We start from the raw sequence: 15190 nt of genomic DNA on the forward strand, positions 1-15190 counted from the left end.
CCTGGGCGCTCAGTCTGCATTCGGCAACCAGGCATCGGTGCGTGCGAGCAGCAGCGCTGCCACGATCCCCACCCCGCCGGCACCGGCGACGATCCAGCCCGGTGCCGCGGGCACGCCGCTCGCGGAGATCAGGAGCGCGGCGGCGAGCGGCCCGAGCCCGCTCAACAGCGTGAAGCTGATGTTGAGCGAAAGGCCGACGCCGCTGAAGCGCCGACGTGGCGGAAACAGTTGGGCGAGCAGGAACGCGAAGGTGCCATTCGCGCCGGCAACCGCCAGCGCGAGCATCGGCAGCAGGATCACCAGCGACGCGGTGCCGCTGGCCAGCCGCTGGAAACAGACGGGTGCGCCAAGCAGCAGCGCGACCGAGGACAGTAGCAGCAGGCGATGCGGCGGAAGCCGGTCCGCGAGCCAGGCCGCTCCCAGCAGCGCCGCCGACATGACGAGGAGTGCGACGTTCACCGCGACCGCGATCTCGCCAGCCGGATAGTGGAGAATCCTGGCAAGGTAGGCGGGCATATAGCCGAACAGCAGGCCGTTGAAGGTCGCGGTGGGTGCGGTGAGCGCAACGCCCAGCAGCACCGATCGCGGTTGCAACCACAGCACGTCGCGTACCGGCCGTCGCGCCACATCGCCGCGCACCGCCTCGAACACCGGCGTCTCCCGCAGGCGGCGGCGCAGCCACAGGCTGGCGAGCCCCAGCAATCCGCCCAGCACGAACGTCACCCGCCAGCCGAAGCGCAGCAATGCGGCGTCGCCGAGCGAGAGCGTCAGGAGCAGATGAAGGCCCGTGGCGAGCAGCACGCCAATGTTGACGAGCGCGAAGACGACGCCGCACGCGAATGCCGGCCGGCGACGCACGCTCTCCACGACGAAGGTGATCGCGCCGGGAAGTTCGCCTCCGATGCACAATCCCTGCAAGATGCGCAGCACCAGCAGCGCGATGGTTGCGGCGATCCCCGCGGTCGCATAGGTCGGCAGCAACCCGATCGCGAGCGTACTGCCCGACATGGTGGCGACCGTGACCATGAACACGATCTTGCGCCCGTATCGATCGCCATAATGGCTGGAGATCATGCCGCCGATCGGCCGCGCCAGATAGCCTGCGGCGAAAATCGCCAGCGCGAGCGTCAATGCAAGGGGATCGTCCGCCGGGAAGAAGCAGGCCGCGATGGCGGGGGCGAAGATGCCATAGGCGATGAAGTCGAAATATTCGAGCGCGCCGCCGAGCGCAGCCAGCACCACCATCCGCCACGCACCGTCGGCCGAGGGTGCTTGGGGATCGGCCGTCGAGGGTTCCATCATCGCTTGTCCATGTTCGTCTCCGCCGGCCGTTCCGCTGCGTTCTTCCTGAGAGCCCGGGACATGTACCAACGATCTTCCGCCTTCATGTCGCGCGCAGCCGGATCGACTACCGCCGTAGCATCATGCCCGTCGCATATCCGGCGCTCACGCTACTACATGCACGCTTATCCGGCCCATGCGATACGGCGGCAATGCGCGCCATGGTTACAGCGGCCATCAACGCATCGCCGTCTGTGCCCCGGTTTGAGCGCTGGCCCTGCCGCCGCCGCTCCTCCACCCGCCTCGCACCGTCCAGGCAATCGGCGTGCCCGGCGAGATCTCCTGCGGTAAAGCGGAAGCCGTCAGGTCCAGCGACATACGCAGGGTTCAGGAACGGCATCCGGCCCAGCGTGCAGAAGCGCCTGCGTGCGGGGCCACCATGGGACCATCCATGCGTATAGGTGCCGTTGACGCCATCGTCGCCGACGACCAGACCCGATCGGTCATGGAGGCGCTTCCAAACACGACCGGCACCATCGCCCCTGCAGTCTTCATCATCGAAGACGATGAAGGCATGGTGATCGCGTTGAATCTGCCCAGCTGACGTGCACGACATCGGATGCCGCATCGACGTGCATAGGAAAACCGCCCCTTGAACGAGACCGAGCACCTTCTCACCGCGCTCCTGCCGATCATCCTGCTGCTCAGCTTCGGGGTGGTCGCCGCAATCGGATCGCGCGCGCTCAGCCTCAGCCCGATCGTCGGCTATATCCTGCTGGGGCTGCTGTTGCGCATGGCCGGCTTCACGCTGGGGCCGTCGATGCAGACCGTGTCGGTCCTCGCGCAGCTCGGCGTGGTGTTCCTGCTGTTCGACATCGGTCTGCATTTCTCGCTCAAGCGGCTGCGGGCGCAGGCGGGGGACATCTTCGGGTTCGGCCCCGCGCAGGTGGTGCTCGCCACCGCGATCCTCGCCCTCGCCTGCCACCTGGCCGGCCTGGGGTGGGGCGGCGCGTTCCTGCTCGGGGCAGCGCTGTCGCTATCGTCGACTGCCGTGGTCGTCGGCCTGATCGCGGAGCGGCACCAGCAGGATTGCCCCGTCGGCCTGACCGCGACGGCGATCCTGGTCTTCCAGGACGTGGCGGGCATCTTCATCCTGATCGTCGCGACGGCGCTGGAGAGCGGCGGCGGCGCGTTTGCGGCGAGCGCGCTGGCATTGGCCAAGGCGAGCCTCAGTTTCGCCCTCTCGATGGTCGTGGCGCGCTATCTGATCCGCCCCGCCCTCGATCTCGTCGCGCGCAGCCGCAACGAGGAGGTGTTCACCGGCGTGGCGCTGCTCATTGCCCTGGCGGCAGGGTGGATGACGGGCATGATCGGGCTCTCGGTGACGCTCGGCGCGTTCCTCGGCGGCACGATGCTGGCGGACACGCCCTATCGCTCGATCATCCAGTCGGAGATCAAGCCGTTTCGCGGGCTTCTGCTCGGCTTCTTCTTCGTATCGGTCGGCTTGTCGCTCGACCTGCGGGCGATGACCGAGAGCTGGTATCTCGTCCTGCTCGTCGCGCTCGCCCTGCTGGTGCTCAAGACCGCCGCCAACGTCACGGCCAGCCTGCTCTTCAAATGGTCGGTGCCCGGGTCGCTGCAGCTCGGCTTCCTGCTGGCGCAGGGGTCGGAGTTCGCGTTCGTGATCCTCGGGCTGCCGGGCGTCCGCGCTGCGGTGGGCGCGGAGCGATCCTCGATCGTCGTGGCGGCGGTGGCGCTGACGCTGGCGGTCACGCCCAATGTCGCCTGGGCCGGGCGGCGGCTGGCGGGCGTGCTGCGAGCGCGGCGGATGCTCCGCGCGGACCCCGAACTGCAGCCGCAATCCCTGATCGGCCCCGTGATGATCCTCGGCATGGGCGAAGTGGGCCGCGCCGTGGCCGACGCACTGATCCATTTCGACATCGGCTATGTGGCGATGGAGACCGACCAGCGTCGGCTGCGCGAGGCCCTGGCGGACGGCTATCGCGTGGAATTCGGCGACCTGAGCGACCCGCGCATCTGGCAGCCGACCGCGCTGGAGGGTCGCCGCGTCAGCGTGCTCACCGAGCCTTCGCTCGAAGTCTCCGGCCGCCTGACGCCGCTCACCCAGAGATATTTCCCCCAGCTGCTGCGCGTGGCCGTCGTCCGTGACGCGGCCGCCGCCGTGGGCTTCGCCAATGCCGGGCTGACCCCGGTGATCGAGGGATCGGACACGAACGGCCTGGAAACCGCCGCTTTCGTCCTGAAGGCGCTCGGCACCGATGACGAGAAGGTCGGGGCGTGGATCGTTCATCGCCGGGCACAGGCGGAAAACGGCGCCGAGCAGCCGATGAAGCTGGCAGCCCGCTAGATCACTGAAAGCGTTCGGCCAGCCGTGGCGGCCGATGGTCGGATTGCAGTGTCGCGCGCCGGACCTCGGTCACCGCATCCGACACCTTCAACCAAAAAAAATCGGCCGGAGTCCGCAGACTCCGGCCGATCGGGAAAGACGGCGGATCAGGCCTCGTTAGAAGGTGATGCGGCCGACGATGGTGAACTTGCGATCGTTGATGACCGCATCGCGGGGCCGCGTCTCGATGCCGTAATAGGTGGACGTCATCGTGTTGAGCAGGTTCACCGCGTTGGCCGTCAACGCGAAGTGCGGGTTGACGTTGACGGTGACGGAGGCGTCGAGCTGGCCGAACGGCTTCTCGAACACCGGCAGGTTGCCCGTGCCGTTGCCCGAGGTCGTCACCAGGAACTCGCTCCGCCAGTTATAGGCGACGCGTGCCGAGAGCAGGCCATGCTCATACAGGCCCACCAGGTTGTAGTTGTACTTGGACAACCCCTCCAGCGAGACGTTGCGAACCGGCCCCGCCGTTGCCGGGCTCGGCGCCTGCGAGTCCACATAGGTGAAGTTGCCCTGGAACCCCAGGCCCTTCAGTGCACCCGGCAGGAAGTCGAAGAACTGCTGGTACGCGACTTCCACGCCCTTGACCTTGGCAGTGGCGGCATTGCTGTAGGAGGTGACGCTGTACCGCGCCGTCACGCCGTCGTCGAACGTGACGTCGCGCGTCGAAATACCGGTCTGGATGTAGTTGGAGATGTTCTTGTAGAAGCCCGCCGCGGTCAGCGATCCCGTGCGCGAGAAATACCATTCGAGCGATACGTCGAAATTGGTCGACTTCATCGGCTTGAGATAGGGATTGCCGCCGCTGGTGACGTGCTCCTGGTTGAGCTGCGCGGCGCCCGGCTCGGTGATGTTCAGGCTCGGATTGAGCTGGTCGAACGTCGGCCGCGCGATGTTCTTCGACGCGGCGAAGCGCAGCTGCAGCTTGTCGTTCAGATGGGCGCGCAGGTTCAGGCTGGGCAGCACCGACGTGTAGCTGGTGCTGTTGGTGATCGGACTCACGGTCGGGTCGGTGACCGTGCTCTGCGTTCCGTCGGGCGCGGTGACCAGACCATATTGCTGGTAGAAGCCCGAAACATCGATGTTGGTGCGGATCACGCGCACGCCGATATTGCCGTCGATCGGCACGGCCAGCTGATCGGCCTTGAAGAACGCCGCCGCATAGCCGGTATAGGTCTTCTGCGACTCCGTGTTGGTGCCGCTGGGCAGATAAGGCACGGCGGTGGCGACGCCGAGCGCGGCGCGGGTAGCGTCATAGCTCAACGTGGTGTTGCGGTTGAACAGCAGCGCATTGCCGAACAGATCGGCGTCCCCGCGGAAGAAGTCGCTGAAATCGACCACCTCCAGCGTCGACGGCACGGTGGACAGGCCGATATAGCGATAGCCGGTGTCGCTGTAGCGATTGGAGCGGTCGGCATAGCGGAAGCCTGCCTTGATCGAGCGCAGGATGCTCCCGTCGAAACGATACTCGGCGTCCAGCCTGCCGGTCTTGTCCTCGCCATGCGAGTTGTTCATGTTGTCCAGGTAGAACGCGCCGTTATACGTGCCGACATTGGTCAGCCCGGCTGCGGACGTGATCTGGAACGCCGGGATCTTGCCCGAAATGTCCTGGGTAAGCGTGGTCGCGGTGCCGTTCAGGCCGATGATCGACCGGAGGCTGTCGGTCGTCGAATCGACATATTGCGCATCCGCCGTGATCGTCAGGTTGGCGGTCGGCTTCCACTTGCCATTGAGCGAATAGTCGGTCGTGACCGAATGGCGCGTACCGAGGCTGGTGTTCGCCCCGATCGGAAGGTCAACGAACGTGCCGCTCTGGAAATCGCCGTTGGGCGCATAGGCGAAGGCGGCACCCGGCTGCGGCGTGATCGATGCACCGCTGGTGTAGGCGAAGTAGCTATAGTCGTCGAACCGGAACTTGTAGTCGTTGCGGAACACCTCGCCGGTCAGCTCGAGCGTGTCGGTCGGCCGCCACTGCAGCGACGCGTCGATCCCGAAGCGGCGGCGATCGCCATAGGCCTCACCGATTCCGGTACCGTGTGGCAACGTTGTCACGCTGCCAGTGCGGCCGAGTGAGGCGAGCGTGGCGGCGTCGGTCGCGTTGGTCGGGTCGAGCGTGTAGAACGGCTCGGTCGAGATCGTGTCCTGGCGGAAGGACGACTTCTGGTACGAGGCGCTGACCAGCACGCCGATTTCACCGATCCCCGTGTTCCAGCGGTCGCTGACCAGCAGCGATGCCGATGGCTGGCTCTCGCGGACGAGGTCGTTGTACGTGTTCGAGACCGAACCCGAGATCTTGAAGCCGTCGAAGTCGAAAGGCTTGCGCGTGCGGAAGTTGATCGTGCCGCTGAGCTGATCTTCGATGAGATCGGCCGAGGGGTTCTTGTAGACGTCGATCCCGGCGAGCAGTTCCGACGGCACGTCCTCCAGGGTCAGCGCATTGTTCGTGCCGCTGGCCGTGAAGATGTCGCGCCCATTCAGTTCGGTGCGGACCTGGGTGAGGCCGCGGATCGCGACCGCACTGCCCTCGCCGTAATTGCGCTGGATCTGAATGCCGGAAATGCGCTGCAGCGCCTCCGCGATGTTGCGATCGGGCAGCTTGCCGATGTCTTCGGCGACGATCGAGTCGACGACCTGATCGGCATTGCGCTTGATGTTCTGCGCGCTCTGCAGGCTGGCGCGCACGCCGGTTACGACGATTTCCGTGCTGCCGTCGGCAGGCGCGGCACCGGCAGCGCTGTTCTGATCACCGCTGGGCTGCGTCGTGCCGCTCTGCGTGCCCGCCTGCTGCACGGCCGCGTCGGGCGACGCCGTGCCTGCCTGCGCATAGGCGGGCGCCGCGAGCCCGCACGCCAGCGCGGCGATGGACGTCCCGACAAAAACCGATCCCGTACGCGCGGCCTGCTTGATACTCTGAACTGACATAAACTGTTCCTCTCCTACACGCACAACTGCGGGCAAGGCTTTGAAAGCGCCCCTTAGGCCCCGATTCGAAGCTGTGAAATATAAAAATTTGTTTCATCGGTGATTTTACGTTGATCGATGATGGTGATGCGCGCGCTGTCCGACATGTGTCCGGCGTCCCGGAATCTGCCGCCTCCACACCGTGCGCTCGGCGAGGCACGGCGCGCGCGGAACAAGGCCAACGTTTGCACAGGTGAATCCAGCTTGCGCAGGTAAACCAAGGCATCATAAGCGCAAATTTCCAGCCAGGCTCGGGAGAGAGATGATGATGACGGTGCTGCAACCCCGCGGAACGGTGCGCGCCGCCATCGCCGCCGGCGCTTCGCTGCTCGCGCTGCTTGCCGCGCCGGCGCTTGCCGCGCCGCTCGCGTCACTCGACCGGAACGGCGCAAGCGTGTCGATCGAGCCCTATGCGCCCAATATCGTTCGGGTGACCATCGCGATGGACCGCGCGCTTGCAGATGCCCCGCCGGGCGACGGCCCGAATGCGAAGCCCGATGCGACCGGCTGGAACCATGTTGTCAACGCTGACGGGGACGTCTTCACCTCGTCCGCGGTCTCCCTCACCGTGAACGCCGAACCGTGGCCGAAGGCGCCGACCCAAATGCAGCGCTATTTCGCGCCGTCCCTGCCCCATGTTGGCCTCACCGTGCGCGGGCGGGACGGCCATGTCATCGCCGAGATGACCGGATGGGAAATGGCCCCGGTCGAGGTCAGCGGCGAGCGCACCTTCCGCGTGGGCGCGAGCTTCGCGGTGCAGCCGGGCGAACATTATTACGGCCTGGGCCAGAACCAGGAGGGCGTGCTGGACCTGAAGGGCCGCACGATCGACTGCCGCCACAATTATGATGCGCCCGCCGGCGAGAGCGTCTGCGTGCCCTTCATGGTCACCAACAAGGGCTATGGCATCGTGTGGGACAATGCCTCCGCCACCACGGTATCGCCCGGGCTCCACAACAGCACGCACTGGCAATCCAAGGTCGGGGAGCGCGTGTCGTTCTTCATCATCACCGGCGACACGACCGACCAGCTCTATGCAGGCTATGCCAAGCTGACCGGCAGCACCCCCCTGCCCCCCAAGGCCGCGTTCGGCCTGATCCAGTCCAAGGCCCGCTATGAAAGCCAGGCCGAGCTGCTCGGCATTGCCGAGGGCTATCGCAAGCGCAACCTGCCGCTCGACGTGATGGTGCTCGACTGGTTCTACTGGACCCGGATGGGGCAGCTCGACATCGACCGCACCTATTTCCCCGATCCCAAGGGCATGAACGACACGCTGCGCGGCATGGGCATGCGTTCGATCATCAGCGTGTGGCCGCGGTTCGAGCGGGAATCGCGCTATTACGATTTCCTCGCCGCCAAGGGCTGGCTGCTGCACGACAAGGACGGCAGCGTGGTCGATGGCCTGCCCGTCCGTGCCGACCGCGCCGGCGCGCTGCTCGATTCCACCAATCCCGATGCGCGCGCCTGGTTCTGGGGCAAGATCCGCGACAATATCGCCTCGCAGGGGTTCGACTGGTTCTGGCTCGACGAAACCGAACCGGACCTGGTGCCGGACGGCCATTTCTACTCGATCGGGTCGGGCGACCGCTACCACAACCTGTTCCCGCTGGTGCACACCAGCGGCGTCGCGGAAGGATCGGCACACGACCGGCCGAACCTGCGCAACCTGATCCTCTCGCGGGCCGCCTATCTGGGTACCCAGCGCAACGGCGCGCTGTTCTGGTCGTCGGACGTGCAATCGACCTGGGAAGCGCTCCGTCGACAGGTGCCGGCAGGCCTCGGCTTCACCGCAACCGGCCTTGCCTATTGGAGCAGCGACACCGGCGGGTGGCAGGATCCATCGGGCCCCAAGGCAGAGCGGCCCCCGCTGCTCGACCCTGCCGGCGCGACCGCGATGCCGCCGTCCTATGCCGATTATCCCGAGCTGTTCACGCGCTGGTTCGCCTATAACAGCTTCACCCCGACGCTGCGCATCCACGGCCAGCGGCCGGGGACGGCGCTGTGGCAATATGGCGCGGCTGCCGAGCCGGTGCTCGCCAACTTCCTGCGGCTGCGCTACGCGCTGGTGCCATATCTCTATTCGCTGGGGTTCCAGACCTACAAGACCGGCGCGCCGTTCATGCGCGCGCTGTTCATGGACTTCCCCAACGATACCGCCGTGGCGACGATCGGCGACGAATATATGTTCGGCCCGGCCTTCCTGGTCGCCCCCGTCACCGAACAGGGCGTGACCAGCCGCGACGTGTATCTGCCGGCGGGGGCGGACTGGTATGATTACTGGACCAACCATCGCTACACCGGCGGGCAGACGGTGAAGGCCGCCGCGCCGATCGACAAGATCCCGCTGTTCGTCCGCGCGGGCTCGATCGTGCCGATGGGCGTGCAGGTCCCGAGCACGGCGACCAAGCAGGCGCTGGAAAGCATCCGCGTCTATCCGGGGCGCGACGCCAGCTTCACCCTGTATGACGATGACGGCGTATCCAATCGCTATCAGCAAGGCGGCGGCACCTCCGCGACGCTGCGATGGGACGAAACGACCAAGCGCCTGATCGCATCGGGTCCGCTCCCGACCGGACAGCATGCAGCGAAGCTGGTGCAGGTGATCCAGCCTGACACCCGCTAGACAGGGCGACCTCGCCGTGTGAGCGAGGCGCGCCCGGTCTAGCGCAGCCTCGCTCCCGCAGCGCCCCATATCCTGGTCGCACGCGCCGGGATGATTTCATTCTCGTCCGCACAGACGCCCAGGAACGATCTCGATCCCCCATCATTTCCGGGGCAGGCGTTCACCGGAGGCCATGATGCACGAGTTTGACCTATACTATTGGCCGGTGCCGTTCCGGGGCCAGTTTCTTCGAGCCATTCTGGCCTTTGCGGGCGCGCGCTGGACCGAACATGACGTGGACGAGATCGCCGCGCTGATGGAGAGGGATCCCGCGGAGCAACCGATCGGCTTCATGGGGCCGCCGATCCTGATCGACCGGGAAGGTGACTTCGTCCTCTCGCAGATGCCGTCGATTGCGGTGTATCTGGGCGAACGGCTGGGCCTGCTACCCGACGCGCCCGAAGGCCGCGCTCGCACCGCCAAGGTCGCCAACGATGCGAACGATGTTATTGACGAACTGACGCTCGACGGCGGACGCGAAATGTGGACGCAGGAAAAATGGGATGCGTTCGTGCCGCGGCTGCAAAAGTGGATGCGCATCTTCGAGGCCTTGGGTGCGCGCCACGGCCTCACGGCGGATGCGGGCTTCCTCCTCGGCACGGCGGAACCTGGCGTCGCGGACATCGTCACCTCCATCCTCTGGTCCACCCTGGACGATCACTTCCCCAAGATCGCCACGCTTGGCGCGCAGACGGCGCCGGCAATCTGGGGCCTGGCGCGCCGGCTGCAGGAGACGCCCCCGCTCGCCGCGCTGAAGCAGAAGAGCCTCTCCGACTTCGGCGGCGCCTATTGCGGCGGCGAGATCGAGAAGTCGCTGCGCAAGGTCGCCGGCTGACCATGCCCCGTCCATCACGCCGCGCGCGATGACGAGCAGGAACAAGGCCGACATGCCAGCGCACCCGGTCACCCCCGACGGCCGCTATCTGGTCGTGCGGGGGCGGCTTTGGCGCAAGGCCAACCCCGCGCTGCCGCCGGCCCTCCGAACGGAACTTGTAGGCGCGCTGATGGCGGCACGGCGCGCGGTGGGGACTGCGCGGCGGAAGCAGGACGCCGCAAGCGAATCGGAGGCACGGGCGATCGTCGACCGCGTAAAGCGGCAACTGGGCGAGCGCGGGCCTCCCTGGTGGCTGGACGGAGCGCCGGATTACAACCGCCACCTTGTGCGCAATACGCCCTATGCCCGTTGGTACGACGGCCTGGACCCCGCCCGCCCCTCCGCCCGTGTCGATGAGAAAGCGGGAGCGGACGTCACTTGAGCGGCGTGTAGCGGCAGGTGAAGCGGGGCGCGGTCGCGTCGCCGCCAGGGGTCAGATGGATGTACAGCCTTTCGCCGAGCATGGTTTCGAGATCGAAGACAGCGTCCGCATCATACAGGTCGTCGCGGTGTGCATCCTTCCAGCCCTGCACGGCAGCCAGTGCCCGGGATTTCGCGTCGCGCGCCGATCCGGCGACAACGAACATGTTCTTGTGCTGCTCGGCGAAGTCGACCCCGTCATACCCTCCCAGGTTGACGAACCACAGCTTTTCGCGCGCGGTCGAAGGCGCCTGGCGCAGCGAAACGGCATGACCGTCCGCCCGATCGATTTCCGCCCAGCAGTCGATATGCAGCGTGCCGGGCGTACCCCACCATTCCGCGCGCAACCGATCATAGGTGTCCTGGATCCGCTTCGCGACAATGAAGCGGACGTCATGCACCTCGATATGCGCCGACGGATGCTCCCCGCCGATATAGATCGCGAACAACTTCACCGCGGCGCCTCCCGAAAGTTCTTCCGTCATGCCGCCGCTTCCAGGGAGGCGGCGTCCGCCGCCGCGGCCAGTTCGGTGCCTACGGTCACGCCCATCTCGTGCGAGCTGGCTATGCCCTGGAGGAACGGGTGGCGCTGCAGCAGGAAAGGAATGCTGAGACAGAAAAGCCGTTCCCGCGCGGGGTGTTCGCTCACCGGATGGAACTGCGCGTCCACCACGATGCCCTTGATGCCCGCCCCGTCGGCCTGCGCCGCATCCTGGACTACCCCCTGTTCCAACAGCGTCGGAAACGGAAATGCCTCGGCGCCAAGCGGGTGCTGTCCGGTCGCGTCGATGAAGACCGGAAAGTGCCGCCGTCGGCCACCCACGGTAACGACGGCTCCCCGCTCCGCCTTGGTATCGATGTTGCTGCCCTGCCCAAGCGCGATCACCTCGAGCCGTCCAGCCCGATGCAGTGCCAGCATCCGTTCGATCGAGAGATGCGGCACGGTGGCGTAGGCGTCGACGAAGACCGGCTTCAGCACGCTGTTGAAACGCGCCAGCGCTTCCTCGTCGAGATGAGGCGCGATCAGCGCGAGCACCTCGTGCATCCTCAGGATCGCGTAGCGCCACGGCACCGTATGGTGATCTCCGAAGTCCGCCCGAGCCTGGGCCAGGTTCGCTGCAGCCCAGTCGAAGGGGTCGGCCGCCATTCGATCGGCGAAATAGCGGTCGGCGAAGGATTCCGGTGTCGCCTCAGAGAGACCGATGGCATCGGCGTATGCAGGATCCGCGACCGCCAGTTCGTCGCAGAACAAGGCGAAGGCACGTTCGAGCAAATCCGCGCCACCTTGCTCGATCAGCGCGGACACCGCCTCCGGGGTACAGATGGCGAGTGGCGCATATGGAAGCGGGTGGTAGAAATCCGCCTCGGGCAACAGGCCCTTGCGGGACAGCATCGTGATCGCGAAGTCTGCCGCTTGCGGGTCGATCCGGTAGTGCAGCGCCTCGCCTTCCCCCTCCACGAACGCGCCATGCTCGGTTGCCAGCGTGACCGCCGCGTCGATCGCGGTCAGCGAACTGCCGAGGATACCGATGGGGCTCGGCGGGATGCGATGCAGCGCGGTGGCCGGCCAGGGGCTGAGGAAATAGCCGGGTTTGACCTCCGGCTCCTCGGGCCATTGATGTCCGGTCGCCAGCACCACATCGTCATGGACACGTTCGAACGCGGTGCCGCTGCGCGGCGACACCGAGAGGCAGACCCGCCTGCCCTCCACGCGCATGTCCGTGACACGGACGCCGGTCATGACCTCCACCGTCATGCCGCGCCCGCGTGCGCTGGCGATCAGCCAGTCGAACTGGTCTTGGAAATATGCGCCAAGCGCCACGCGCGGATAGAAGGTCTCGGGGTCTATCGCGTCAGGATCTACGCCAAGGCGCAGAAGCGTCGAGCGCGGCTGACGTTCGAACCATGCGCAAAGTGTCTCGCGGATCGGCGGGATCTCCACGCTGGCGATGTTCGAGAGCATCGCGGGATCGTTCCAATCGGGACGATAGGGCGTGCCGAGACCTGCGCGCGGCTGTGCCTCGTAAATCGTGATCTGCGCTTGCCCGCGTATTTCTGCAAGCAGCGCATGCAACGTGTAGATCGTGGTGGGACCCGCACCGACAAAGGCTATGGAAGCGTGCATTGCGTCACAAAGCGCGACGCCGCTTCTCGTGCCATGCCCTTTGGTACAGAAGCATCACCCAGCGTGGCGCCTTGTCCGCGAGGAGATGTGACCTGCTTCCCCATTGCAGCTTTTCGGTTGCAGCGAACTGGACTCGAACGCCCCGAATGGAGGGCGTGACCGTCAGCGCTCAGGCTTTCTAGCGCCGCAGAGGGACTACGCACCAGTAGCGGCGAGAGCACCGCCGATGCGTTGTCCGTTTCCAGATCAATATCTAGTTAATCGCATTTTAGATGGTTTGCCATATTCATGCTCGCCATGAACGAGCGACCCGACGCAATCGAGACAACCATAACGCAAGCCGCGCGAAGGTCGGGCGAACTAGGTATCCGTACGCTCGATCTGCAGGCCGATATCGCGATCCTTGCGGAGCGTGTGACCGCGCAGGCGGCGACGATCGACGAAGTAGGAAAGAACGCAAACGTTCTTTCCGAGGGCGTTGAAGATGTTTCGACCGCGGCACGAGAGTCTCGGAACGGCACCGCCGCAGCAAAGCTTGTGATCAACAACTCGACGGCGCAGCTTGGCGCAGCGACGGATGATGTCGTGGAATTGATTGCGCAGGTCAGCCACATTCATGATGGCCTTGGCTCTTTCAATAGAGCCCTGGGCGAAGTCAGCTACATAAGCGCCAGCATCAATGAAATCGCCAAGCAGACCCATTTGCTTGCGTTGAATGCGGCCATCGAGGCAGCTCGCGCAGGGGATGCCGGCCTTGGCTTCGGTGTTGTCGCGAGCGAGGTCAAGAAGCTTGCGGGCGAGACCGCATCCGCCACCAAGCGCATTGAGCACTCCATTTCCAAATTGACGCTTGAGGCCAATGGCATGCTCGAGCGGATCGGCGAAGGTGTCGCCAAGGCACAATCCACACACCGCAGCGCGCAAGGGATCGAGGCTCTGGTCGAGCAGCTAAGCTCCCTGGTGCTGGGGCTTGAGCACAACAGCGCGAGCGTTACCGAGCGGGTCGACTCGATGGTCAGGGCGGTCGATCGCGTTCGCGCCGGACTGGTTGCCCTCACAAGCACCTCCTTCGAAAATGCCGATGGGCTTCAACAGCTTGCGACACGCGTCTCCGGCGTTAGCGACGACACCAATTCTTTGCTGCAGATGCTGGTGGAGAGTGGCACGGAAACTCCGGACTCGCCCTATATCCGCTTCGGCCTGGAGGTCGCGCACTGCGTGGGTGAGGAACTGTCCGCGGCCGTGGCCTCGGGCGAAATCGCGATCGATGCAGCCTTGAGCGATACCTATGCTCCCGTTCCAGGCAGCAACCCGCCACTATTCACGCACCCCGCGCAGGCGCTTCTGACACGGCTGGCAAGGCCCCATCAGGAACGTGCACGACAGTTGCCAGGCTTCTTCGGGATGAGCTTCACGGACCGAAATTGCTTTGGCGCCGTTGCGATGCCGGAACGGTCGCTGCCGCAGCGGCCATCCGATCCGACGTGGAACCAGGAATATTCGCGCGCCGGGCTGATCTATACCTACCCCGAAACGCGCGTCCAAGTTCGCACCGAAGCGCCTTTTTGTCTCAAGGCGTATCGTCGACCGGTCACGAAGGGCGGCGTGATCCTGTTGAAGCAGGTTATCGCTTCGATTTGGGTCGGAGGTAAACACTGGGGTGTCTTGCAACTGGCCTATGAAAATCAGGATTGATCTTCATTGCAGTAACGATACCGCGGAATGTTTCGACGTCGCGCTGGCCATGATGCCGGGTTGATGCTGCCCGCCTATGTGGCGCCATAGATGAAGCCCGGTACAATGCCGACGCATCCGCGAGTACCTCGCGAAGATGGAAATCTGCTCGTGCAAGCCCCGCCCGAGTTGGTCGCCAAGTCCCGCCAGGCAGCCTTCTTCGCGTGGGAATGCGAGATTCCGATTTCGGAAAGTCGGAATGTGCTCGACGCCAGAAACGCCAAAAGCCGCTAACCCATTGGGCTAGCGGCATTTGTGGTTGGTTGCGGGGGCAGGACCTGAGGGCACCAAGTAGCCAAATCAACTCATTGATAAGGGCAGCTACGGACTATTTGGGATGGGCGCGCCGGGCCTCGCCGAGGGGAAAGGCCATCTAGACGAACTTGGTCTGGTCATCGGCTATTACTTTCTAGCCACCAGTTATGATGAACATAACGTGCTGGCGCCTGCCATCGGCCTTCCTCAGGGCGATGCCTGGGCACGCTAAGCCAAGCACCGTCGCAAGCTGTTGTTCGCCCCGTTCAAGAATCTCCGGCCGCGCCGCATCTGGGGTGCCGACTCTCCGATCAAACTCTTTCTCATCCAGGAGCTGGCTCGGCGCGGATACCATCCCCAACTACAGATGCTGATCATGGAGAATGGCGGAACTTACCCGTCATTCTACGATCTCTAGGGTGATATCGAGTTTCGATGGTCACATGCCGCGGTGACGGAGGCTGACCTGTT

General features: G+C 65.0%; 10 protein-coding genes. 6 read left to right on the top strand and 4 right to left on the bottom strand.

Going from position 1 to position 15190, the window contains the following annotated elements; translation table 11 throughout:
• Positions 1 to 9 precede the first annotated feature (9 nt).
• On the bottom strand, positions 10 to 1302 hold the full coding sequence (locus BM009_RS09830) for an MFS transporter (RefSeq protein WP_217644191.1): 1293 nt from the start codon (positions 1300 to 1302) through the stop codon (positions 10 to 12).
• A 430-nt stretch (positions 1303 to 1732) separates the two neighbouring features.
• Here BM009_RS09830 and BM009_RS22585 point away from each other — a divergent pair, with 430 nt between their 5' ends.
• A complete protein-coding gene (locus BM009_RS22585; protein ID WP_175487968.1) occupies positions 1733 to 1885 on the top strand; it encodes a hypothetical protein in 153 nt (50 codons plus the stop codon).
• A 48-nt stretch (positions 1886 to 1933) separates the two neighbouring features.
• The gene (locus BM009_RS09835; protein ID WP_093295730.1) at positions 1934 to 3649 is read left to right on the top strand and encodes a cation:proton antiporter domain-containing protein; all 1716 of its coding nucleotides are present in this window, start codon (positions 1934 to 1936) and stop codon (positions 3647 to 3649) included.
• Between the two features lie 156 nt (positions 3650 to 3805).
• Here the strand turns inward: BM009_RS09835 and BM009_RS09840 are convergent, their stop codons facing one another.
• Positions 3806 to 6610 carry a TonB-dependent receptor gene (locus BM009_RS09840; RefSeq protein WP_093295732.1) on the bottom strand — a complete coding sequence of 935 codons (2805 nt, stop codon included), beginning with the start codon at positions 6608 to 6610 and terminating at the stop codon, positions 3806 to 3808.
• A 307-nt stretch (positions 6611 to 6917) separates the two neighbouring features.
• On the opposite strand from BM009_RS09840, the gene BM009_RS09845 reads away from it, so the two are divergent.
• From BM009_RS09845 to BM009_RS09855, 3 genes are all read left to right on the top strand, one after another.
• The gene (locus BM009_RS09845; RefSeq protein WP_093295884.1) at positions 6918 to 9272 is read left to right on the top strand and encodes a glycoside hydrolase family 31 protein; all 2355 of its coding nucleotides are present in this window, start codon (positions 6918 to 6920) and stop codon (positions 9270 to 9272) included.
• Positions 9273 to 9546: 274 nt separating this feature from the next.
• Entirely contained in the window at positions 9547 to 10146 is a 600-nt protein-coding gene (locus BM009_RS09850; protein ID WP_302847361.1) for a glutathione S-transferase, read from the top strand.
• Positions 10147 to 10198: 52 nt separating this feature from the next.
• Positions 10199 to 10567: a M14 family metallopeptidase gene (locus BM009_RS09855; RefSeq protein WP_217644192.1), complete on the top strand. Its 369-nt coding sequence runs from the start codon at positions 10199 to 10201 to the stop codon at positions 10565 to 10567.
• On the opposite strand, the gene BM009_RS09860 is transcribed toward BM009_RS09855, so the two are convergent.
• Complete coding sequence (locus BM009_RS09860; RefSeq protein WP_254772222.1) at positions 10560 to 11090, bottom strand: DUF1543 domain-containing protein; 531 nt, start codon at positions 11088 to 11090, stop codon at positions 10560 to 10562. The genes BM009_RS09855 and BM009_RS09860 overlap by 8 nt on opposite strands.
• A complete protein-coding gene (locus tag BM009_RS09865) occupies positions 11087 to 12730 on the bottom strand; it encodes an FAD/NAD(P)-binding protein (protein ID WP_093295737.1) in 1644 nt (547 codons plus the stop codon). The genes BM009_RS09860 and BM009_RS09865 overlap by 4 nt, the downstream gene beginning before the upstream one ends.
• Positions 12731 to 13027: 297 nt before the next feature.
• Between BM009_RS09865 and BM009_RS09870 the strand changes: the two genes are divergently transcribed.
• Positions 13028 to 14425, top strand: coding sequence for a methyl-accepting chemotaxis protein (locus tag BM009_RS09870; protein ID WP_093295886.1), 1398 nt, complete (start codon positions 13028 to 13030; stop codon positions 14423 to 14425).
• Positions 14426 to 15190 lie beyond the last annotated feature (765 nt).

Source organism: Sphingomonas sp. NFR04 (assembly GCF_900114095.1).
Taxonomy (GTDB): Bacteria; Pseudomonadota; Alphaproteobacteria; order Sphingomonadales; family Sphingomonadaceae; genus Sphingomonas.